Genomic DNA, 23,923 nt, shown 5'->3' with positions numbered 1-23,923 from the left:
TGAAAAGGAGGATGATTATTTTATGAAAAGTCAGCGAATCCCGGAACATAAACTAAATGTTACGAGCACAGTTGGCCAAGCCCTTGAAAATATGGCGAACAATGTGTCATCTAATACAATCAATAAGGAAAAAAAACAATCTACAACATCACAGATCCATTCAAACGAAGTGAAGTAAATCTTTCAACTTAAGAAGAATTACCGTTAATAAGTGATCATTTGCACACAACACCTTCCGAACTTGCAACGGAAGGTGTTCTATGTTTATAGAACAAGATGTAAAAAATTAATTTTGTATCGTCTTTACTTCCGAAAAAGCTTAATGATGTAAAGTTAAAATCTTAATTGAAAAAATAGAAATAGAGAGTAGGAGTTGTCTAGCTTTCCTATTTTCCTGTCTGAACAGTATAATCAGGAATAGGAGTTGAGATATATGAATAAAAAAGACATTGCTAATATTCGAAAGCAATTTAAAGTAGATAACGACCATCTTATGAACATTCGTGAAATCTTTAATGTGTATGTTAGGAAAGAATCAGGTGAGATTTATCATCATATCAGTCAACCATTTCAAATGTTAGAACAGGAAGCACAAGAATTATTTTTGGCCAACTTTAAAAAGGTTTTAACGGGTCAGCTTGATGCCAAACTGTTTAAGCTGAAATTTCAACGAGATGTGGAAGGCAGCACACAAATGATTCTCTTCGAAGGATTACAGGCGGAAACAACAGAAGATTGGAAAGAGAACATGCTGCAAATTGTCGGGAAAATGTTTGCTCATGCTGCTTATGAATTTGATACGGTCGTGACGTTTATTCGAGGGGAATATCGAAAGCCGACTCGGAAACGGGATTTGGAATCTGGAGAAGGCGGGGATGATGCAGTCTATTCCAACGAGTTTATCCTTTGCAGTCTCAATAAAACCGATCAGCCGAAAAAAACCTTGGTGTTTGATTATATAGAGAGAGAATTCAAATCGAATAATCTATTTGATCCAATTGTTAATTTAGAATCTCCATTATCAGGCTTCCTGTTTCCTGCTTTTAATGACAATGCTGCAGATGTAAATCATATTCTATATTGTGCAGGGAAAGCGAACCAACCAGATGAACGATTTATTGCAGAGGTTCTCAATTGTGAAGACATTATTACTGCCGCTGAAGATAAGGACGGCTTTGAACAAATCTTAAAAAATGTGATCGGAGACGAAGTGGATTCCAGAGTCATTTCCAATGTCTATGAGGAAATCGATAAGATGGTACAGGAGAATAAAGAAAATGAAGAAAGTGAACCTCCTACATTGGATTATCGGGACATTGAGCGCATTTTAGAGGTGAGCGGGGTCGAAAATGTGGACACCGCAAAAGTGGAACATGCCTTCAAAGCTGTAGTGGATGACGAAAAACATGAATTCAAGGCAAGCAGTTTACTTCCTAAATTGATTAAAATCAATACGAAGGTGGCAGATGTATCCGTAAGCCCAAAAGACCTAAAAAATATAAAATATATTATGTATCAAGGAAAACGGTGCCTATTGGTGGAAATCGATGAAGATGTAATTGTGGAAGGATTTCGACTGGAATCGGAGACGCTCTAATCGGCTTTCACGGACAAGTTCCTTGATTCGTTACATGATATAGTAATGAATGTTAGTTGGTTCTCTACAAATGGTAGGGACCAACTTTTTTTGTTTTAGGGTTGGGTTCGGTGACTTCATTAAACGTTTACTGAAGATAAAATGAAAATCTTTTGAATGTTTCCTTCGTTGCATGACATCGGCCTCTTTGGTACACTATGCAGAAGTGCTTTTTACTCTGATTGTTAGGATGTATACACAAATCATATAGTAAATTTCTTGTAAGCAGTAAGGTGCTCTCGAATGAAAGCTGAAAATGGGGAGCGGGGAAACTTAGAAAACATATTACATACACAGTGCACTAATAACTTAACAGTTTGATATGGTTTCTCATACAAGCAGGAGTTGTGTGGGGGATAGAATAAGGAGGAAGCCATGAATAATTATAAAATGACCATTCAATATGATGGCGGGCGCTATAAGGGTTGGCAACGTCTTGGTAATAGTGACAATACCATTCAAGGAAAAATAGAAAATGTGTTAACCGAACTGGTAGGGGAAAATGTTGAAATCATTGGGTGCAGCAGAACCGATGCCGGTGTACATGCTCTTGCCCAAATAGCTAATTTTAAGACAGATAAAAATCTGACTGAATCGGAAGTCATGAATTATTTAAATAGATATTTACCGCAAGATATCAGCGTTGTGGAGGTTACGCTCGTTCCTGAACGTTTTCATGCGCGTTATAATGCTAAAGATAAAACGTATTTGTATAAGATTTGGAATGAACACTACACCCATCCTTTCATGAGAAAGTACAGTATGCATGTGGAGCAGGAGCTAGATATCGCAAGAATGAGAAGAGCTTGTCAATATTTTATAGGTAAGCATGACTTTACTGCTTTTTCAAATGCAAAGTCTAAGAAAAAATCGATGGTGCGTGAAATATATTCTATTAATATAGAAGAAACTGATCGCTTCATCCAAATTAGAGTGCGGGGAGATGGATTTCTTTATAATATGGTTAGAAAGATTGTCGGAACGTTGATAGAAGTTGGCTTGGGTGAAATAGATGCTGAAAACATCCCAAGCATTTTAGATTCAAAAGAAAGAATCCAAACAGGCCGTATGGCAGATGCAGCCGGGTTGTACTTGGAAAAGATTGATTTTTAGACCGAATATAATGCAGTGTGCGCAAATGTCCTTCATTTCTTATACTTATTAAAGAGTGTTTGAAAAATTGAGAGGATGAAGGTTGCTACTTAAACTCCCTCAGATAGATCGATATTACTCGTGAATGTTCGCTAGCGGCGCAGAATAGTGAAATGAAAATCAAAGAATACTTTTCAGCGTGGAGAATATATACAGAATAGAACTCTGAGTACGCACTTTCTGGTGAAGGGAGAAATTTCATGAGTAAGTCAGTAAATGACAATCTGTATGAAACGAGAAATAACTTAGTAAAAGAGATTACTTTATTAAGTTATGATCACTTTAACATGAGGCCTGGTATGAATAAATGGAGCATAGCACAAGTTTGTCATCACTTAGTTTTAGTGGAAAAGGCATCTACTAAGGCTATTGTATGGGGATTAAAAGAGATTGATAGTACTCAAAAAGAACGTAAAAAAATTCACCTCATATTGGATAGAACGAAAAAGATTAAAGCTCCAAAAATTGTTGAACCAGATGTAGAACCATTTGAGGTTCAGCAAATAATTGATTTGTTAAGCGATTCGAGAAAAGAATTGATGACTTTTCTTAGTACTGTAGAAGATACATCCATATTGAAGGAAAAATCAGTGAAGCATCCGGCCTTTGGTGAATTACCGCTTGATCAATGGATAGAAATGATATATTTGCACGAACAACGACACATAGAACAAATAAAAGAGATAAAATTACTTTTAGATGCGAGGCGCTGAACGTAAGGTTATAAATGGATTTTTTAACAAAGTTTTAAACAATAAAAGAAAGCCCCTTTGCTATCAGTTTGATAGTAAAGGGACTTTCGAAAAGGATAGATATCAGATTATTTATTAATTTCGGATTAGATAATCGAAAGCGCCTAAGGCCGCAGTTGCACCTGATCCCATAGAAATAATAATTTGTTTATATGCGCTATCTGTACAGTCACCTGCAGCAAATACGCCAGGGATGTTTGTTGCACCGTGTTTATCGACTACAATCTCACCCATGCGAGTACGTTCAATCGTTTCACCTAACCAGTCAGTATTAGGTACAAGGCCGATTTGAACGAATACACCCTGCAATTCAATATGATGAACTTCTTCAGTCTCGCGATCCATGTAAGAAATACCGTTAACTTTGTCAGTGCCGGTAATTTCTTTTGTTTGAGCATTTTTTAGGACCGTTACATTAGGCAGACTATAAAGGCGTTCTTGGAGTACAACATCAGCTTTTAGCTCTGAATTATACTCAAGAACTGTTACATGTTTCACAATACCTGCCAGATCAATTGCCGCCTCAACACCCGAATTACCGCCGCCAATTACAGCTACGTGTTTTCCAGCAAATAATGGACCATCACAATGAGGGCAGTATGCTACACCTTTGTTCTTGAACTCCGCTTCACCTGGTACACCAACATTACGCCAACGAGCACCTGTTGAAAGGATGACGGTTTTACTCTTTAGAACAGCACCGTTTTCAAGCTCAAGTTCAATGAAGTCTTTCTTTTCTAAACGCTTGGCACGCTGTAAATTCATGACATCAATGTCGTACTCTTTCACATGTTCTTCAAGACTTGCTGCGAGCTTAGGACCTTCCGTATAGTTCACACTAATAAAGTTCTCAATGCCCATAGTGTCCATAATTTGACCGCCAAAGCGTTCAGCAACAATGCCTGTGCGAATGCCTTTACGTGCTGCATAGACAGCTGCGCTTGCACCAGCTGGTCCGCCTCCGACAACAAGCACATCGAATGGATCCTTATCGGCGAACTCTGATGCGTTCGGAGTACTTCCCATTTTGGCAAGGATTTCTTCAAGCGTCATACGACCGCTGCCGAATGATTCCCCATTTAGGAACACCGTTGGTACGGCCATGATGTTTTTGCTTTCCACTTCTTCTTTAAACGCTGCACCATCAATCATGGTATGCGTAATGCCAGGGTTAAGAATACTCATCAAGTTCAATGCTTGTACAACATCAGGACAGTTGTGACAACTCAAGCTAATGTAAGATTCAAAGTGATATTCACCTTTAATGCTCTTAACTTGATCAATGACTTTCTGATCAACCTTTGGAGCTCTTCCGCTCACCTGCAACAGAGCCAATACTAATGAAGTAAATTCATGTCCAAGAGGAATACCAGCAAAAGTCACCCCAGTGTCTTCACCAATACGATTCACACTAAAGCTCGGCGTTCTCTGTAATGGTGTTTTTTCTACTTTAATATTGGATGACATAGTGGCTAATTCGTCTACTAAAGCCAACATGTCTCGAGATACGTCATCAGATTCTGCGCTAACTCTGAGCAGCACATCACCCTCCATCAGTTGAAGATATTGGGCTAACTGTGCTTTTATATCTGCATCTAGTAACATTTAATCGTACTCCTTAAATCTTTCCTACAAGATCAAGGCTTGGTTTAAGTGTTGCAGAACCTTCTTGCCATTTTGCTGGACAAACTTCACCTGGATTGTTGCGAACATATTGTGCTGCTTTAATTTTGTTAACAAGAGTGCTTGCATCACGGCCGATACCGTCAGCATTGACTTCAACTGCTTGTACAATACCATCTGGATCGATGATGAAAGTACCGCGATCAGCAAGACCTTCTTCTTCGTTCAGTACATCGAAGTTACGAGAGATTTTTTGTGAAGGGTCACCGATCATAATGTATTCGATTTTGCCGATAGCTTCTGAGTGATCATGCCATGCTTTATGTGTGAAATGAGTATCTGTTGAAACAGAATATACTTCAACTCCAAGTTCTTTTAGAGTAGCATATTCGTTTTGAAGGTCCTCAAGTTCAGTAGGGCATACGAATGTAAAGTCTGCTGGATAGAAGCAAACTACGCTCCATTTTCCTTTTAGGTTTTCTTCAGTAACTTGGATAAACTCACCGTTATGATAAGCTGATGCTGTGAATGGTTTTACTTCTTTTCCAATTAAAGACATGATTAAAATTCCTCCTAGAGTGTGTTTTTTAAGAATTGATAAATAGATAGTTTAGAACATATAGTCAAAACTTTAAACAATAATAATCTTAATTTCTTTTTAATTATTATTAGTTAACTATAATAATTATAATTCAAAACTTATTATTATATAAATCTTAGTGTTTTGTCAAGAATAATACTTAACTTTATCGTGATTTATTTTAATAGCTATTGCTAATCAATGCTGATGGATGTTGTAGTTATGGAGTACTTAGCAATTGAAAAAGAGGGATAAATAGATTTTGATAGTAAAATATAAATTTTCAATTACCATCAATATTTCTCAATTAATGGGTATTTAGGACATGTATAATATCTGTGAAACTGAGATGGATGGAAGAACGAAAAACGATTGTTTTCAACTTGAATAGACGGTGAATCTATATAACATCCCATCTAGTTGGTGGAATGATTGTTAGAGGGTAGGGGAGGCATGAGATCTTTCTCCGTTGTACTACAAACGGCAAGATTTTAATGTTTCGTATCTTTCTTTACGGGGAATCAGAACTAGAAAAGTTCAAAAAAAATCCAGCAGCACATAGCTGCTGGACAGATAATTTAGGTCATAAAATAATGGTTTCTTAGAAGAATGAACCGTTATTTTAAACTCCTTACTACTAAAATAAATCCTCGAAATCCGACTATTCTATTTTTCGTTTTAAATAATTACGAAAAGAATAGCTGTTTTTTCTGGAGGTTTATGCAAGTCGCATTTTAAAATCTTGGTAGCCAAATTGGCGCACGACGCGACAATCTCCATCTTTATCTTTAACAGCGATGGCTGGTAATGGCATGCCATTAAATGTTGTGGTCTTTACCATGGAGTAAATCGCCATATCACCAAAAACTAATCTGTCGCCGCTTTTTAATGGCTGATCAAAAGAATAATCGCCGATCACATCGCCTGTAAGACAAGTTTGTCCGCCAAGTCGATACGTAAATGGCTTCTCGCCTGCGTCTCCGGATCCGAAAAGAGGAGGACGATATGGCATTTCTAATACATCAGGCATATGACAAGTTGCTGAAGTGTCAAGAATAGCAATCTCGATTCCGTTTTTATGGAGATCAAGTACAGACGTAATCAGATAGCCTGCATTGAGCGCAACGGCTTCGCCTGGCTCAAGATAGACTTCTAAACCGTATTTCTCCTGCATTCTCTTAATGCAAGCTTCTAGTCTTGGAATATCATAATCTTCTCTTGTGATATGATGACCGCCGCCAAAGTTAATCCATTCCATTTGTGGCAGCCATTGTCCGAACTTTTCTTCTACTGCATTTAGCGTTGTCTCTAAATCGTCAGAGTTTTGCTGACAAAGAGTATGGAAGTGAAGTCCTGAAACACCTTCAAGCAAATCGGGACGAAAATCTTCCTGTTTTACACCGAATCTAGAACCTGTTGAACACGGATCGTAGATTTCATGTCCAACTTGCGTAGAACATTCCGGATTAATACGTAAGCCGACTTTTCTGCCAGCTTGAAGAGCTTTATCTTTAAACTTTTCCAACTGTGAGAAGGAATTAAAGATAATATGATCGCAAATAGATATAATTTCGTCGATTTCATCTTCACGATAGGCAGGGGCAAAGACATGATTTTCTTTGCCCATTTCCTCGTAACCTAGACGTGCTTCGAATAAACCGCTTGCTGTTGCACCACTTAAATATTTTCCAATGAGGGGATACATTGTTGTCATAGAAAATGCTTTTTGTGCTAAAACAATTTTACATCCTGTACGTTCCATGACTCCGTTCAGGATTTTTAGGTTTTTTTCTACAAGATCTTCATCGACTACATAGCATGGTGTTGGTAATTCTTCAAATCGCATATTAACGAGCTAGCTCCGGTTCTACTGACTCAGAATCAACAAGTTCTGGATCAAAGCTTTCTTTCCATGGAAGTCCCCATTTGTTCAATGCATCCATGAATGGATCTGGATCAAATTCTTCAATATTGTACACGCCTGGTTTATTCCATTTGCCAGTCATGATCATTGCCGCACCAATCATTGCAGGAACCCCTGTCGTATAAGACACTGCTTGAGAACCTACTTCTTTATAGCATTCTTCATGGTCACAAACATTGTACACATAATATGTTTTCTCTTTTCCGTCCTTTTTCCCTTTGAAGATACAGCCAATGTTCGTTTTACCTTTAGTGCGTGGTCCAAGTGAAGCAGGATCCGGTAATACAGCTTTCAGGAACTGAAGCGGAATAATTTGTTTTCCTTCGAATTCAATTGGCTCAATAGAAGTCATTCCTACATTTTCAAGGCATTTTAGGTGAGTAAGGTAACTTTGGCCAAATGTCATGAAGAAACGGATACGCTTAAGTCCAGGGATGTTTACCGCAAGAGATTCAAGCTCTTCATGGTATAACAAATACATATCTTTTTCGCCAACTTCAGGGAAGTTATACACGCGTTTGATTTCCATTGGTTTTGTTTCGATCCATTCACCATTTTCCCAATATCTTCCGTTAGCAGAAACTTCACGGATATTGATTTCAGGATTGAAATTTGTTGCAAACGGATACCCGTGATCTCCAGCATTACAGTCAAGAATATCGATATATTCAATTTCATCAAAGTGATGTTTCAATGCATAAGCAGAAAATACACCTGTAACACCAGGATCGAAGCCGCTTCCTAAAAGAGCTGTAATACCAGCCTTTTCAAAACGTTCGCGATATTCCCACTGCCATTTATATTCGAATTTTGCCGTATCTTCCGGCTCATAGTTTGCTGTATCCATATAGTGTGTTTTAGTAGCAAGACAAGCATCCATGATTGTTAAATCTTGATAAGGTAAAGCTAGATTCATCACGATGTCTGGTTTTACTTCTTCAATTAACGCAATTAGCTCATCTACGTTATCTGCATCAACTTGTGCAGTTGTAATTTTTGTTTTTCCACCATCTAGTTTTTCTTTTAAAGCATCACATTTAGATTTTGTACGACTTGCGATACAAATTTCCTCAAATACTTCACTATTTTGAACACATTTGTGAATAGCAACTGAAGCGACTCCACCACAACCAATAATAAGTGCTTTTCCCATTTCTCTTATCTCCTAACCTAAATAGATTTTTCAAAGCAAAGAGCAATTCCATAACAACCTAATTAGCCGTGCATCAACTATTTAGTATGTCTTTAGGAATAACCCATTAAGAAATTTTTAAACAATAAAAAAGCAAGTGCAAAACGCATAATCGCGCACAACACTTGCTTCAGATATAATTATCAATATTTAAAAAGCATCAGTATATCCATGACAAAGTCACGTGCATACGTCTACCATAAAAATCTAAGATATAGGGTAGAAAGCTCTTTAATATTCAAAATATATCGTAATATGATCAGAGTCTATATAGCAAATAATTACTTTTTCCACTCTTATTGACCGTTTCACAAGTTGATGTGCACATGCACTGGTTGTAAAGTAACCAACTTATAAAATTTGAGCTTTTAACTCAATCAATAAGGCAACTAAAGTTGCCAATCGGCATTTGACCCGGCTGTCCGTATGGCCTTGACTTCTTATAAGAAGTGGTCAAAAAATTATCTGCTTGGAAAGACTCGAGATTTTGAATATTAGCTTTCCAATTAACGCTTCTTTAGATTATCAACATACAATAAAAATATCAATAGGTAAAATAAAAAAAATATTGCCAACTTCAACTATTGAATTGAATTCTATATTATGTAAGTTTGGTTTTAAATGATACTTTCTTCACAGAGATTATTAATATCAATAATCTCTATGTGTTTATACATGGCACAGAACCTGCACAAAGTACCGAAAAGCAAATCGGCTTGGGCAGATAGAATTCCGTAGCGAAGCGCGTTCCCCTCTAGATATGATGAATGATTGTGAAGTGTTGTATGTAAGCTGAAATTACAGTATTTTTTGTATGAAAATGGTAAAATGAAGAGGAGGACAATATGAAAAGAGGAGAGAAAATGGATGCAGGAAGTAGATATCTGGGGTCTTATTTTTCAATTAATTGCTTTAGCAGTTCCGATCATTTTTATCGTAATCCTATCATTATCTTGGCGCTCTTCAAAAAACAGAAAAAAACAATTCAATCATATTGACCACAAGTTAAACTCCATGGAGAAAAAAATTAAGAAATTCATGGGCTATCGTAATTAGGATATAATCGCTATACTCATATGGATGGCTTTGTTCGAATAAAGGGCAAAGCTTCTTTTCTTATTCAGATCACTCACAAGATCGTTCATTGAACTCCATCTTTTTTCGCTTCGCTACCCTACAATCTAGGTACTCACCTATGTTTACTGAAATGAATATCCTATTGTTAAAACCATCTTATTATGGAGGAATGGGCATGGGATACTTTGTGAATGTAGAACCGGGTGTGAATCTATATGTAGAAGATATTAACCCAGGCGGTAGCAAAACTATAGTGTTTATACATGGTTGGCCGTTGAGCCATAAACAGTTTGAATATCAGTTTGATGTTCTTCCTGAATTGGGTTACCGCTGTATCGGCATAGATTGGAGGGGCTTTGGGAATTCGGATAAACCAATGAGCGGCTACACTTATAACAGACTGGCAGATGATATCCGCACGGTAATAGGTACCCTTCAATTAGACAATGTTACGCTCGTGGGCCACTCTACGGGTGGAGGGATCGCAATTCGATATATGTCTCGACACAATGGTTATGGAGTATCCAAACTTATCCTCGTTGACGCTGCAGCTCCGACAGGCTTTTCAAAAGAAACGGCTAATAAACTTCTTAAGGAAACGTTAAATGACCGCCCCAAGATGATGCAGGGAGTAACGGATACTTTTTTCTTTCAGTATATAACCAGCTCATTCTCCGATTGGTTTTTCCAAATGGGATTACAGGCTGCAGGGTGGTCAACCGCGGCAGTCATTGTTTTATTAAGAGATGAGAAGCTCCATGAGGATATTCTAAAAATAAGTACCCCCACTTTAATTATTCACGGCATCCATGACAACGTTATTCCATTTGCGCAAGCTCAAGAACTACATCAAAAAATAAGAAATTCACAGCTTGTACCGTTTCAATATAGCGGCCATGGTCCATTCTGGGAAGAACGTGACAAGTTTAACCAGCTATTGACCCAATTTATTTAGTTAAAATTAGCGCCGGATTTTTTGCGAAATATGAACGTACCTAATCGGAGAGAGAAAAGAAGGTAAGAAATGATTGATCATTTTAGGTGGGAAGACTCCCACTTTAAGTTTGTGCAGAGCGCAGTCCAACAAAGAGTGGGAGATGAATGGCCTTTTTTGTATAGAGGGAACTGGTTTGAAAGAGTTCTTTTCTTAACCTTTTTCAAGTAAACACAGCTTAAATTCTCCTACGTTGCCTTTTTCATAAAGATTTGTAATGGAAGTTGAATACTGCTGAATGGTCCCTTTAAATTCTCGATTTCTTTCGGGGATTTTTACCTCGAATGTCCCTTCGTATAGCAATGTTGTCACATCATGGTAATCTTCACTTGTCACATCAAACGTGACGGAAATGAGATCGCCATCCTTCGTCTTTTTTTCCTCATACTCTTTCACTGAAATAGAGTAATTATTTAAAATGATTGTACCTACCACAATAATCATATCCTTTTTGAAAAAATTGGGTGTTGCATACAAGATTACACTATACACCCTGTTCGTACAATCTTCAAAGGTTTCTAATCCATCATATTGGCACTAGAACGTAAGCGTTTGTCTTGATTCCGTTTATTTTGCTAGGATAAAATATGGAAATACTCGAATGTAATAAGGAAGTGTTTCCATTTTGTCGCAATATGATTTCACTAATGGCCGAATCATGAAGCAGTTGATTAGCTTTTCAGGGCCAATTATGCTGACGAATCTGCTGCAGGTATCCTATCAGTTTATAGATAGTCTTTGGGTGGGCAACCTTTTAGGGGCCAATGCGCTTGGAGCAGTTACCGTGTCTTCAACAGTTGTCTTAACTGTTCTTTCATTTATTCTTGGGATTAATAATGCCACATTGACAATTCTTTCTCAACAAAGGGGCAGGGAAGATGATACAGGGCTTAAAAATTATTTGAATGCCTTCATCATTCTGCTTACTTCTTTATCCATTGTAATTGGAATCATCGGATATTTTTTCTCAAAACCGATTTTAGAAATGCTCCATACACCTGCTGAAATGTTAGAAGATGCTACTATTTATTTACAGATTAATTTTCTCGGAATTCTATTTTTGATTGGCTACAATTTTATCGGCACGGTATTAAGAGCATTGGGAGATAGTAAAACACCGCTGAAATTTGTCATGATTGCCGCACTGTTAAATACGGCATTGGACCCTATTTTTATCTCTGTTTTTGACTGGGGAATAAAAGGTGCTGCGTATGCTACGGTATTATCGCAAGGACTCGCCTTCCTATTAGGAGTGGTGTATACATTACACGGAAAGCTCGTGCCGTTTACATCGCCTTTCGTTCCAAAGAGAGAAGAAGTATTCTTGATTCTTAAACTGGGGATTCCATCTGGACTGCAAATGACGGTAATCTTTGCCGGAGTAACGGCCATCATGACTGTGGTCAACTCGTTTGGCGGAGCAGTAGTTGCTGGATTTGGCGCTGCTCAGAGGATTGATAGTCTCATTCTTTTACCTGCCATGGCGTTAGGAACAGCTGTCAATAGTATGGCTGGGCAAAATATCGGTGCCAACCGCTGGGATCGTGTCCGGGAAATTGCTATCTTTGGTGCAATTTATAATGTAATCATCATGCTGTTAATCGCGGTCCTTGTATTCTTTTGTGCGGAACCGTTAATAGGTTTATTTATTTCTGAAGAGGATGCCGTTAAATTTGGTGCCGATTATTTAAAGATTATTGCCTTTCTTTACCCGTTTATCGGCCTTAATTTTATTTTGAATGGCATTGTGAGGGGGGCGGGGGCAATGTACCAGGTGTTAGTGTTGAATATCCTATCATTTTGGCTGCTGCGTTACCCTTTATCTTATCTCTTTTCAAATGCCTTTGGTCAAAACGGTATTGCAATCGGTATGGGAGCGGGCTTCATTATTAGCAGCATCTTTGCTTTTGCTTATTTTAAATGGGGGAATTGGAAACATAAAAAATTGTTTTCATAACAAAAGAAGATACTTGAAGCATAAAGAGATGTTTAATCTGAAAATTTCTTTATGCTTTTTNNATTTTCAAGTATTACTATTATCTCATGTTCGAGATATATTAATTAAATATAAATTATGGAGGTGGAAAAAGAAAATGTACGGATTTGCCTAATTTGATATGAATGTAAACAACTAAAGTATTACGGGAGCGAATGAGGTGGGAGTAGGCAACAGTTAACCTTCATGCCGTAGAAGCTAGTTGATGATATATTTGAATTATTAAATCGTGTTAAGATAGGAATAAGGATTCAAAAAGGTAAATGAAAGAGCAGGAAGTTAAATTTTTTTACTTGATTATCTCGAATTCGAGGTAAAATACAGGGTGATTTTAGGAGGGTTTTTTGATGATAAGTATTGGATTATTAATCATTCGTTTGGTAGTAGGTGTTTTATTCATTGGTCACGGTGCTCAAAAACTATTTGGTTCGTTTGGAGGTTATGGATTAAAAGGTACTGGAGGATGGTTTGAATCTATTGGCATGAAGCCAGGGGTAACGATGGCTCTTTTCGCAGGATTGGCAGAACTTATTGGAGGAATTTTATTTGTTTTAGGATTTTTAACCCCGCTTGCAGGAGTGATCATTGCAGGAACGATGGTAATGGCTATTGTGAAGGTACATGGTCCAAATGGATTATGGGCAACATCAAATGGATATGAATATAACCTTACCCTGCTCGCAGTGGCTATTGGTATAGCGCTAATAGGTCCTGGGCAATACGCTTTAGACGCATTTTTATTCTAAAATATAGTTAATTAGAGATTATTGAACGAAGGTAATGTTACGACATTTTAAAGAAGGCAGATCGAACGATTACCATGTTTATGAGTTCACTAACACTGTAAATGCTTGAAATCTATTTTGTTGACAATTATATTTTACTTATATATTATGAATTCGAGATATCTTTATTAATGATAATTTAAAGGAGACTAACAATCATGAACGTATTAGTTGTAAAAGCAAATAACCGTCCAGCTTCAGAAGCAGTATCAAGTAAAATGTATGAAACTTTTATGGAGAACGTAGAAGGTGTAAATGTAACAACTTATGATGTATTTGCAGAAGATATGCCTTACTTTGGTCAAGATTTATTCAACGCTTTCGGTAAAGTAGAATCAGGCGAAGAAATGACAGATGTAGAACAACGTATTTTAGCTGCTAAACAAAAAGCAATGGATGCTTTAACAGCAGCAGACGTAGTAGTATTCGCGTTCCCATTATGGAACTTAACAATCCCAGCTAAATTACAAACATTTATCGACTATGTGTACCAAGCAGGTTTCACATTCAAATATAACGAAAATGGTCAATTAGAAAGCTTAATGACTGATAAAAAAGCGATTATTTTAAGTGCACGCGGCGGTGTTTACTCAACACCAGAAGCAGCGCCAATGGAAATGGCTGCTACTTATATTAAAAACGTTGTTGGCGGCGTATTCGGTATGGAAATCGTAAACGAAGTCATTATTGAAGGCCATAATGCAGCGTCAGATCAAGCTGAAACGATTATTGCTGAAGGTTTAGAAAAAGTTAAAGCTGCAGCAAAAGAATTATCAGCAGTAACAGCTTAAATCATAAGTTTTCCATCTAGATTTTAAAAAACATGATGTGAAATAGATTGGCACAATCCTTGTCTGTTTTATATAACGAAGCGAGAGGCTGTCCTAAAAGTCATGAAAATGGCTTTCGGGGCAGCCTTCCCGTTTAGTTGAACAATCATTCTCCTCAGATCGTTCCTTTTCTACCGTCCTCAAAAAGTGCGTTTAAGGACAAAGTTCCAGAACTTGAGTCAGGAAATGTCCTTCATCAGGTTCATGAAGGACAAAATTCCAGCAATCCAGCAAATTTTTCTTTTTAATCTGTTATAGAGGCAGGTTTTCTCTCTATTGTTCTTTTGTGTTATCTTAAAAATTATTGAGAGTAAAAAGGATGTGTACAGATTATGGATTTCTCTAATAAAACAGTCGTGATAACAGGAGCAGGAAATGGCATTGGAAAAGGCGTTGCTTTATCTTATGCAGAAAAAGGGGCTAATGTCGTTTTAGCGGATATAGATGAAAAAGCAGGTAGACAAACGGTTACTAGGATAAAAGAACAGGGTGGAGAAGCACTTTTCGTACAAACAGATGTAAGAATGGAAGCAGATATCATTCGATTAATGGAGACAGCTAATCAAACATATGGTCAAATTGATATTTTAATTAATAATGCAGGAAAAGCGTTATTCAGGTCTCCTTATGATTTATCGATAGAAGAGTGGGACGATGTGATTAATACAAACTTAAGAAGTGTGTTCTTAGGCTCACGTGAAGTGGCAAAATATATGCGTCATAATAAGGATGGCGGATCGATTGTAAATATTGCCTCCACAAGGGCTGTTATGTCTGAGCCAAATTCCGAATCTTATGCGGCTACAAAAGGTGGAATCGTTGCCATTACACATGCGCTCGCTGCTTCATTAGGTGAAGACAGGATTACGGTAAATGCTATTTCCCCAGGTTGGATTGAAACAGGAGATTATGCAAAATTAAGTCCAATCGAGCATGAACAGCATCTATCCAAGCGCGTAGGAAAACCAGATGATATTGCACGAGCTTGTCTATATTTAACAGCTAAAGAAAATGATTTTGTCACAGGCATTAACCTTGTCGTAGATGGTGGCATGACAAGGAAAATGATTTATGAAGAATAAGAAGTAAAGTGCTTGAATCATACATCCAGAAAGGGCTGAAAGTAAGTGGAACTAAAAAGAATAACAGTCGATAATGATTTAAAACAAGCATTTGATATTAGAAAAAAGGTATTTGTTGAAGAACAAGGTGTGCCAGTAGAGGCAGAATTTGATGAATTTGACACACTAAATGGACAATGTGAACACATTTTAGTTTATTACAATGAACAACCTGTCGGAACGGGAAGAATAAGAGTTGTTGAAGGCCTAGGGAAATTGGAGAGAATTTGTATTTTAGCTCCGTATCGTAAATTTGGTCTTGGGAAAGTAATTATTAAAGCATTAGAAGAACTAGCAAAAGAAAAAGGAATATCTCGAGTGAAATTACATGGACAAACACAAGCAGAAGGTTTTTATGAAAAGCTTGGTTATCGGGCGTCATCCGATGTATTTATGGAAGAAGGTATTCCGCATGTTTTAATGGTAAAGGAATTATGATGTGAAGAAGAAGTTGGGTGTGATCCTTAATGTGGTAAGGGGTTCGGGTACTCTGGAAAATAAGATTACATAAGAGCTATAGAGAATCATACGATTTGTTCTCTAGGAGCAGGGAGGGAATAAAATGGAGATAGGTATAAGCACGTTTGTAGAGACAACACCAGATGTCAAAACGGGCGAAGTGATCAGTCATGCCCAGCGTATACGTGAAGTAGTTGAAGAAATTGTACTAGCCGATGAAGTAGGCTTGGATGTGTTTGGTGTAGGTGAACATCATCGCAAAGATTATGCGGCATCTTCTCCAGCCGTTGTACTGGCTGCAGCTGCGTCGCAAACGAAGCGAATTCGATTAACAAGTGCGGTTACGGTACTTTCTTCTGCAGACCCGGTGCGAGTGTTTCAGGATTTTGCAACAGTGGACGCGATTTCAAACGGCCGTGCAGAAATCATGGCAGGCCGGGGCTCTTTTATTGAATCATTTCCACTGTTTGGCTATGACTTAAAAGATTATAATGAGCTGTTTGAAGAGAAGCTGGAGCTATTGTTAAAAATTAGAGAATCTGAAAAAGTGACTTGGAGAGGCGGGCATCGACCAGCGATTCAAAATCTAGGTGTGTATCCGCGTCCAGTCCAGAATCCATTGCCGGTCTGGATTGGCAGCGGCGGGAATTCCGAGTCGGTCGTTCGTGCAGGTTTACTAGGATTGCCGCTCGTTCTAGCGATTATTGGCGGCCGTCCGATTCAATTTGAACCGCTGGTCCGACTTTATAAAAAGGCCGCAGCACGCGCTGGTCATGATGTATCAAAGCTTTCCGTCGCCTCGCATTCACATGGTTTTGTTGCGGAGAACACGGAAGCGGCAGCGGACAAATTTTTCCCCTCGACTCAGCAAGCGATGAACGTATTAGGACGAGAGCGTGGATGGGGACCGTATACCCGATCTACTTTCGATGCTGCTCGCAGCTTGGAAGGTGCCCTGTATGTCGGGGATCCACAGACCGTTGCTGATAAAATTATTTATCTGCGAAAGAATGTAGGTATCACCCGTTTTATGCTGCATGTACCAGTTGGCACAATGCCACATGAAGATGTCATGAGGGCGATTGAACTGTTAGGTAAAGAAGTGGCACCTAAAGTTCGCGAAGAGGTATCAAGATGGGAAAGGGAGAGCGAAGGAAAGGAATAAGTTCATTTTATAAATCCCAGTTTGTTTAATTTAAAATGACCTCAGTGTTATATAGGCTGGGGTCACTTTATTGCATAAAAACAGGAAGTAGGTCGAAAATATCATTTTCCATTTTTAAGTGAATATGGCGAAATTTTTAAAAAATATCATTGACATTCTATTTTTATGTGATAAATTAAGTTTATAAGTTTAGTTGGTATTAAACCTACAAGAACTTCTACTTTTAAGTGTATCGTTAAAATAGGATTGATTGAGTAGGACAAAGTTAAATACATAGCAGATGCTGACTGGTTAACCGGAGGCTCAGATGATCAACGATAGTCGTTGTCACCTGAGCCTTTTTTGCTTAAACAAGTCGGCGCCACTAGTAATCTAAGCTAAGGTAACTAATTAACAGGATTGCTATAACTATAAACCTACTATTCCTATGTGTTTAATTATAAAAAGGGTGGGGTGAGCTCATTGACAGGTACTGAGAAAATTAGATTTGAACGTGTCACAAAAACCTTTACGGTTCGTGATACGAAACAAAAGGGTGTAATGCAAGAATTTACAGCAGTAAAGGATTTAAGTTTTACGGTAAAAGAAGGCGAGTTTTTAACATTAGTAGGTCCAAGTGGTTGCGGCAAATCAACTTTGCTTGATTTACTAGGCGGCTTATCAATGCCGACACGCGGACGCATTTTAATTGATGGTGAAAAAATTACAGGCCCAGGGCTCAATCGCGGTATTGTCTTTCAGCAGTATGCCCTATTTCCATGGAAGACAGCACGCGGCAATATTGAATTTGGCTTAGAGGCAAAGGGTGTTCCAAAGCACGAACGAAGAGAACGGGCCGAGCATTTTCTTGCTTTAGTTGGACTTAGTCATTTTGCGGATCGTTATCCACATGAACTATCCGGGGGAATGAAGCAGCGTGTAGCGATTGCTAGAAGTCTAGCCTTTAATCCAGATGTCTTACTGATGGATGAACCCTTTGCAGCACTTGATGCTCAAACACGCGAATCCCTACAAAGTGAACTTTTGCGGATTTGGGAGAAAACGAAGAAAACGATTATTTTTATTACACATGGTATCGATGAGGCAGTCTATTTAGGTGAACGTGTCGTCGTGTTGACACCAGGGCCTGGTACGGTGAAAACGGTTGTGGATATTCCGCTTAAGTCACGTTTAGAGGATGCGGATATTCGTTCCCATCCTGATTTTGTGAAAGCGCGTCATAAAGTTTGGAGTTTACTGCATGAACATGAATACCAAGGTGCTCATATTTAACTAGAATAGAGAGGAGTCATATTTATGGAGACAATAAAATCTATACAGTCAGCTGTAGAGCCGAGAAAACCAAAACTGTTTGTGTTCTCCAGCCTACAAAAGGTTTTCAAACAGTCTATTGTATTAGTCGCATTATTTTTACTATGGGAAATCGCACCACGAATTGGCTTAGTAGATCCGGCATTCTTTCCGACATTTTCTAGTGTAGTGATTTCTTGGTGGAATATGGTTATATCAGGTGAGCTTTTTGCTCATTTTATGGCGAGTATTACCCGTTCAGTGAGTGGGTTTGGGTTAGCGTTGCTGATTGCCATTCCATTAGGGTTGATGATTGGTTGGTATCCATTAGCAAGGGAATTATTAAATCCAGTGTTAGAATTGTTCCGAAATACAGCGGCATTAGCTTTGCTGCCGGTATTTATGTTGCTGCTAGGAATCGGTGAAACGTCCAAAATTGCTATTGTATTATTTGCCTGCACATGGCCGATTCTCTTAAACACCATTGCTGCTGTAGGAAACGTAGATCCATTATTGATTAAATCAGCGCGTTCGATGAATCTCTCTTCTTATCAACTATTTCTTAAGGTGATTTTACCAGCATCCGTTCCAACTATTTTTACAGGGATTCGTATGGCAGGAACAGGAGCGATTTTAGTGTTAATTGCAGCAGAAATGGTAGGAGCAAAAGAAGGGTTAGGTTATTTAATTACGTATTCACAATACAACTTCCAGATTCCTGAAATGTACGCGGGTATTTTAACGATTGCTTTGTTAGGCTTACTCATCAACCAAGGCTTAAGCATGCTTGAGCGTAAATTTTCAAAATGGAAGCAGCCAGTAAACTATAATATGTAAGTGATTCTATTATTTTTTTACATCAATTCTAACTAAAACAATAAGATAAATAGGAGTTGGTAATATGACAAAAAAACAAATGAAGTTAGGCGCGTTTTTCCATTTACCTGGACATCATGTAGCGAGCTGGCGTTATCCTTCGACAGCGGCAAAACGTATATTCGATCTAGATTATTTAACGGAATTAGCGCAAACAGCCGAGCGTGGAAAATTCGATATGATTTTCTTTGCGGATGTATTTGGTCAAACACCTTCAGAAAGGCTAGCCACTTCGGTCTTAAAACTGGATCCGCTTGTTATTATTTCAGCACTTGCAGCAGTGACAAAAAATATTGGTTTAACGGCAACTTTAACAACAACTTATAATGAACCGTTTCAAGTAGCACGTAAATTTAGTGCCATTGATCATCTGTCAAAAGGGCGGACAGCTTGGAATGTAGTGACATCTGGAAATGAAAAGGAGTCACTATTGTTCGGGAAAGAAAAGCATCTAGAACATGCACATCGTTATGAAAGAGCTGAGGAATTTGTAGAAGTTGTCAAGAAGTTATGGTTTTCAATTGAAGACGAGGCACTTGTCATCAATAAGGAGAAAGGGAAGTTCTTAGACTTAGAGAAGGTCCATCCAGTCAATTATGAGGGCGAATGGTTCAAGGTGCAAGGAACGCTGGATTCACCATCGACACCGCAAGGCCATCCAGTGATTGTGCAGGCAGGCTCTTCAGAAGCAGGGAAGGAACTTGCAGCAAAAACGGCTGAGGTTATTTTCACGGCATGGCAGACGCTTGAAGAGGCACAGGCATTCTATCGTGATGTGAAGGGACGCCTTGCAAAATATGGTCGTAAACCTGAAGATTTAAAAATTATGCCGGGTGTTTTCATTACAGTAGCGAAAACAGAGGAAGAAGCGATTGCCAAACGAAAGGAATTAAATAGCTACATTTCACCTGATATAGGTCTTGAATACTTATCTAATTTCTTTGGTGTAGATTTAACAGGATATGATGCAGAGGCACTACTTCCTGAAAGTGTAGAGTTTGAAGATAAGACGAATCCACAAGTCCGTTATACCATTATTCGCACTCTTGCGGAACGTAAAAATTTAAAAACATTACGGGAAGTATACGAGCATATTGCGGGAGGACGCGGTCATCGAGAAATTGTTGGAACACCAGCACAAATTGCTGATCAATTAGAGGAATGGTTCTTAAATGAAGGAGCGGATGGCTTTAATGTGATGGCACCAACTTTCCCGGAGGGTCTTCATGATATTGTGGATCTAGTCATCCCAGAACTACAGAGACGCGGTTTATTCCGTACAGAATATGAAAGTAATACACTGCGTGGAAATTTAGGACTTTCCGTACCTGTAAGTCCGTCTAAAAAGCAGATACAAAGAGCTGAAAAATAGAGCAGAATTTAGCGCTGAAAAAATAGGCGACTTATTGAATTGAAGTGGGGGAGAGCGATTATGAAAAAATTAGCGTCATTTATTTTAGCAACCGGTGTAATCGGCAGTATTTTAACAGGCTGTTCAGATAATAAGACAGCTGCTGATTCGAAAGAAGATACAGTACTGCAATATCAAGGGTCGCCAGGTATCGTGGGCTTTCCTGAGCTAGCAGAGGATCTAGGCTATTTAGGAGATTTGAAGTTAGATTATATAGGTGATAGCGCCGGTGGACCGGAAAGCATTCAATTAACGTCGACAAAACAAATAGATTTTGGGGCCGCATTTAATGGAGCTATTATTAAATCTTATTCAAAAAATGTAAAATTAAAGTCCGTCGTTGGTTCTTATGGCAGTGATGAAAATACGTATATGGGTGCTTATGTACTTGAGGGGAGTCCGATTAAATCGGGGAAAGATTTAATTGGTAAAAAAGTAGGTGTAAATATTTTAGGGGCTCATGCGGAGTTTGTTATCAAAGATTATTTACGTCAAAGCGGCTTAACTGAAAAAGAAATTGAACAAGTGACACTGGTAACCATTCCGATGTCGAATGCAGAACAAGCTCTGCGAAATAAGCAACTAGATGCGGCTGTATTGGGCGGTACTGCAAGTATTGCGAGAGACCGAGCTCTAGAAGCAGGAGGAATCGTAGAACTATTTAAAGATATCGATGTGTTTGGCTCAGAGTTTACGGCAGGTGATTATTTCTTTACCGAGCAGTATATCAAGGAGAACCCGAATACTGTAAAGCAATTTACGGAAGGGGTTGCCAAGGCTATTGAATGGGCACAAACAACGCCAAGAGAAGAAGTCATTGCACGCTTTGAGAAAATTATCAATGAACGCGAGAGAAAAGAAACAACCGATAACCTTAAATATTGGAAGAGTACAGGAATTGCCGAAAAAGGCGGTGTGATTACACCATCAGAATATGATGTCTGGATTGATTGGCTTGTAAAAAATGGTGAATTAAAAGAAGGGCAAGTGAAGGCGGAAGATTTATATACAAACGAATATAACCCGTTTGCCAAATAATTTTTTTATTAAAATCCGATTAAATAAATATGATAAATAGGAGTTGTTGTTATTATGACGAAAAAACAAATGAAATTAGGGGCGTTTTTCAATTTACCTGGACATCATGTTGCAAGCTGGCGTCATCCTTCTTCAGGAGCGGATCGAACATTGGATTTAGATTATTTAATTGAATTAGCCCAAACGGCTGAGCGCGGTAAATTCGATATGGTGTTTTTTGCGGATGTATTTGGTCAATCTATTTTAGAAAATTCATCATCGGGATTGAAGCTCGATCCAGTCATTATTATTTCAGCGCTTGCAGCAGTTACGAAAAATATTGGGTTAACCGCTACATTGACAACTACATACAACGAACCGTTCCATGTAGCGCGTAAATTTGGTGCTATTGATCATCTATCAAAAGGCCGGGCAGCTTGGAATGTAGTCACTTCAGCAAACGACAGCGAGTCACTCCTTTTTGGTAAAGAAAAGCATTTACAGCACGCGCTCCGCTATGAACGTGCAGAGGAATTTGTGGATGTTGTCAAGAAGCTATGGTTTTCGATTGAAGACGAGGCACTTGTTATCGATAAGGAACAAGGTCGGTTTTTAGATATAGACAAGGTGCACCCGGTTAATCATGAGGGGGAATGGTTTAAGGTACAAGGGACGCTGGATTCACCATCGACACCGCAAGGCCATCCGGTCATTGTGCAGGCTGGATCGTCCGAAGTTGGAAAAGAGCTTGCGGCAAAAACAGCGGAAGTTATTTTTACAGCATGGCAGACGCTTGGAGAAGCTCAGGTTTTCTATCGTGATGTAAAAGGGCGCTTAGCTAAATATGGCCGTAAGCCTGAGGATTTAAAAATTATGCCTGGTGTATTTATTACAGTGGCTAAAACGGAGGAAGAGGCACTTGCCAAACAGCGACAGCTGAATAGCCGTATTTTACCAAAAGTAGGTCTAGCCTATTTATCGAATTTCATCAATATTGATTTATCAGGATATGATGTGGATGCTCCGCTGCCGGAGTTTAGCACCATTGAAGATGAAACAAATCCGCGCATTCGCTACAATATTATTCGTGATATTGCCAAAAGGGAAAATTTACAAACAATCCGTGAAATTTATGAGCGTATTGCGGGGGCACGCGGTCACCGGGAAATCGTTGGAACACCTGAACAGATTGTAGATCAATTAGAAGAGTGGTTCTTAAATGAAGGAGCAGATGGCTTTAACATTATGCCGCCAACCTTCCCGGATGGTTTGAACGATATTGTTGAACTCGTAATCCCGGAACTGCAGCGTCGAGGTTTATTCCGCACTGAATATGAGAGCGATACGTTACGCGGGAATTTAGGACTTTCAGTACCTGTACATCCATCTAAAAAAACGGCACAAATAACAGGTAAGTAAAGGAGAGAATATAAATGACTAAAGCAGTGATTATTAATGGAGGCAATACAAAGAAATCTCGTTTAACAGCTATTCAACAAAAGGTGGAAAGATTTTTTGAGCAAGAGGAAATCGACTTCCATTCGCTTTATGTACATGAGCTGCCAGCAACGGACTTAATTACAGCAAACTTTGCAAGCGAGGACATTCAGCGTGCTAATCAGCAAGTAGCAGAAGCAGAAATTGTTGTCATTTTAACGCCTATTTATAAAGCTTCTTTTACAGGTATTTTAAAGACATATTTAGATCTATTGCCGCAAAAAGCATTAGAGGGAAAAATCATTGTACCTTTAGCAGTGGGTGGCTCGTTTGGTCATCTTTTAGCCATTGAATATGCATTAAAACCAGTATTATCGGTACTAGGTGCAACTGAGATTTTAAATCCGGTCTATGTTATTGATCAGCAAATTGAACGTTTAGCAACAGGCGGTTTCCGTATTGAGGGTGAAGCAGAGCAGCGCTTAACAACGGAGTTACAAAAGCTGCTTAATGTAAAGATTGCTAGAGTTTAAATAACGAGTATAAAAATGATGTGTATCATATTTCACAATAACGATTTTCTCTTTTATATTTCAATATTTCGAG

The 23,923-nt window shown here is 38.5% G+C and carries 23 protein-coding genes; 18 read left to right on the top strand and 5 right to left on the bottom strand.

Annotated features, from left to right (window positions below; genetic code table 11):
- The first annotated feature begins 22 nt into the window (after positions 1–22).
- The 4 genes from V7068_RS08470 to V7068_RS08455 all read left to right on the top strand — a co-directional run bounded on the left by V7068_RS08470 (position 23) and on the right by V7068_RS08455 (position 3,501).
- Positions 23–178, top strand: coding sequence for a hypothetical protein (locus V7068_RS08470; protein WP_499712243.1), 156 nt, complete (start codon positions 23–25; stop codon positions 176–178).
- A 255-nt stretch (positions 179–433) separates the two neighbouring features.
- A complete protein-coding gene (locus V7068_RS08465) occupies positions 434–1,597 on the top strand; it encodes a DUF4317 domain-containing protein (protein WP_499712241.1) in 1,164 nt (387 codons plus the stop codon).
- A gap of 414 nt (positions 1,598–2,011) precedes the next feature.
- The gene (gene truA / locus V7068_RS08460; protein ID WP_499712239.1) at positions 2,012–2,749 is read left to right on the top strand and encodes a tRNA pseudouridine(38-40) synthase TruA; all 738 of its coding nucleotides are present in this window, start codon (positions 2,012–2,014) and stop codon (positions 2,747–2,749) included.
- Positions 2,750–2,988: 239 nt separating this feature from the next.
- Positions 2,989–3,501, top strand: coding sequence for a DinB family protein (locus V7068_RS08455; protein ID WP_499712237.1), 513 nt, complete (start codon positions 2,989–2,991; stop codon positions 3,499–3,501).
- A gap of 114 nt (positions 3,502–3,615) precedes the next feature.
- On the opposite strand, the gene ahpF is transcribed toward V7068_RS08455, so the two are convergent.
- From ahpF to V7068_RS08435, 4 genes are all read right to left on the bottom strand, one after another.
- The gene (gene ahpF / locus V7068_RS08450) at positions 3,616–5,145 is read right to left on the bottom strand and encodes an alkyl hydroperoxide reductase subunit F (RefSeq protein WP_499712235.1); all 1,530 of its coding nucleotides are present in this window, start codon (positions 5,143–5,145) and stop codon (positions 3,616–3,618) included.
- 13 nt (positions 5,146–5,158) lie between these two features.
- Positions 5,159–5,722: an alkyl hydroperoxide reductase subunit C gene (ahpC, locus tag V7068_RS08445; RefSeq protein WP_375348127.1), complete on the bottom strand. Its 564-nt coding sequence runs from the start codon at positions 5,720–5,722 to the stop codon at positions 5,159–5,161.
- 739 nt (positions 5,723–6,461) lie between these two features.
- Entirely contained in the window at positions 6,462–7,589 is a 1,128-nt protein-coding gene (gene nspC / locus V7068_RS08440; protein WP_499712232.1) for a carboxynorspermidine decarboxylase, read from the bottom strand.
- Between the two features lies 1 nt (position 7,590).
- Entirely contained in the window at positions 7,591–8,820 is a 1,230-nt protein-coding gene (locus tag V7068_RS08435) for a saccharopine dehydrogenase family protein (RefSeq protein ID WP_499712230.1), read from the bottom strand.
- Between the two features lie 906 nt (positions 8,821–9,726).
- On the opposite strand from V7068_RS08435, the gene V7068_RS08430 reads away from it, so the two are divergent.
- Positions 9,727–9,915 carry a hypothetical protein gene (locus V7068_RS08430; protein ID WP_375348129.1) on the top strand — a complete coding sequence of 63 codons (189 nt, stop codon included), beginning with the start codon at positions 9,727–9,729 and terminating at the stop codon, positions 9,913–9,915.
- A gap of 196 nt (positions 9,916–10,111) precedes the next feature.
- Positions 10,112–10,891 (top strand): alpha/beta fold hydrolase, encoded by a 780-nt coding sequence (locus V7068_RS08425; RefSeq protein ID WP_499712228.1) that lies wholly within the window; start codon positions 10,112–10,114, stop codon positions 10,889–10,891.
- A 192-nt stretch (positions 10,892–11,083) separates the two neighbouring features.
- Here the strand turns inward: V7068_RS08425 and V7068_RS08420 are convergent, their stop codons facing one another.
- Positions 11,084–11,365, bottom strand: a complete 282-nt coding sequence (locus tag V7068_RS08420; protein WP_499712226.1) for a DUF3219 family protein — start codon at positions 11,363–11,365, stop codon at positions 11,084–11,086.
- A 190-nt stretch (positions 11,366–11,555) separates the two neighbouring features.
- Here V7068_RS08420 and V7068_RS08415 point away from each other — a divergent pair, with 190 nt between their 5' ends.
- The 12 genes from V7068_RS08415 to ssuE all read left to right on the top strand — a co-directional run bounded on the left by V7068_RS08415 (position 11,556) and on the right by ssuE (position 23,850).
- Positions 11,556–12,887 (top strand): MATE family efflux transporter, encoded by a 1,332-nt coding sequence (locus V7068_RS08415; RefSeq protein ID WP_499712225.1) that lies wholly within the window; start codon positions 11,556–11,558, stop codon positions 12,885–12,887.
- A 386-nt stretch (positions 12,888–13,273) separates the two neighbouring features.
- A complete protein-coding gene (locus V7068_RS08410) occupies positions 13,274–13,672 on the top strand; it encodes a DoxX family protein (RefSeq protein WP_375348132.1) in 399 nt (132 codons plus the stop codon).
- 197 nt (positions 13,673–13,869) lie between these two features.
- Positions 13,870–14,502: an FMN-dependent NADH-azoreductase gene (locus V7068_RS08405; RefSeq protein ID WP_499712223.1), complete on the top strand. Its 633-nt coding sequence runs from the start codon at positions 13,870–13,872 to the stop codon at positions 14,500–14,502.
- A 371-nt stretch (positions 14,503–14,873) separates the two neighbouring features.
- Positions 14,874–15,623, top strand: coding sequence for an SDR family NAD(P)-dependent oxidoreductase (locus V7068_RS08400; protein WP_499712221.1), 750 nt, complete (start codon positions 14,874–14,876; stop codon positions 15,621–15,623).
- Between the two features lie 45 nt (positions 15,624–15,668).
- Positions 15,669–16,100 (top strand): GNAT family N-acetyltransferase, encoded by a 432-nt coding sequence (locus V7068_RS08395; RefSeq protein ID WP_499712219.1) that lies wholly within the window; start codon positions 15,669–15,671, stop codon positions 16,098–16,100.
- A 124-nt stretch (positions 16,101–16,224) separates the two neighbouring features.
- The gene (locus V7068_RS08390; RefSeq protein WP_499712217.1) at positions 16,225–17,286 is read left to right on the top strand and encodes an LLM class flavin-dependent oxidoreductase; all 1,062 of its coding nucleotides are present in this window, start codon (positions 16,225–16,227) and stop codon (positions 17,284–17,286) included.
- A 462-nt stretch (positions 17,287–17,748) separates the two neighbouring features.
- On the top strand, positions 17,749–18,558 hold the full coding sequence (locus tag V7068_RS08385) for an ABC transporter ATP-binding protein (RefSeq protein WP_499712216.1): 810 nt from the start codon (positions 17,749–17,751) through the stop codon (positions 18,556–18,558).
- 24 nt (positions 18,559–18,582) lie between these two features.
- A complete protein-coding gene (locus V7068_RS08380) occupies positions 18,583–19,413 on the top strand; it encodes an ABC transporter permease (RefSeq protein ID WP_499712214.1) in 831 nt (276 codons plus the stop codon).
- 64 nt (positions 19,414–19,477) lie between these two features.
- On the top strand, positions 19,478–20,824 hold the full coding sequence (locus V7068_RS08375) for an LLM class flavin-dependent oxidoreductase (protein WP_499712212.1): 1,347 nt from the start codon (positions 19,478–19,480) through the stop codon (positions 20,822–20,824).
- A 60-nt stretch (positions 20,825–20,884) separates the two neighbouring features.
- A complete protein-coding gene (locus tag V7068_RS08370; protein ID WP_499712210.1) occupies positions 20,885–21,901 on the top strand; it encodes an ABC transporter substrate-binding protein in 1,017 nt (338 codons plus the stop codon).
- 54 nt (positions 21,902–21,955) lie between these two features.
- The gene (locus V7068_RS08365) at positions 21,956–23,299 is read left to right on the top strand and encodes an LLM class flavin-dependent oxidoreductase (RefSeq protein WP_499712208.1); all 1,344 of its coding nucleotides are present in this window, start codon (positions 21,956–21,958) and stop codon (positions 23,297–23,299) included.
- Positions 23,300–23,313: 14 nt separating this feature from the next.
- Complete coding sequence (gene ssuE, locus V7068_RS08360) at positions 23,314–23,850, top strand: NADPH-dependent FMN reductase (protein WP_499712206.1); 537 nt, start codon at positions 23,314–23,316, stop codon at positions 23,848–23,850.
- The last annotated feature ends 73 nt before the right edge of the window (positions 23,851–23,923 follow it).

It is taken from the genome of Bacillus sp. JJ634, from assembly GCF_036962285.1.
Lineage (GTDB): Bacteria > Bacillota > Bacilli > Bacillales > DSM-1321 > Peribacillus > Peribacillus asahii_A.
The sequence above is the reverse complement of the archived record's forward strand: the minus strand, read 5'-3'. Positions and strand labels throughout refer to the sequence as shown.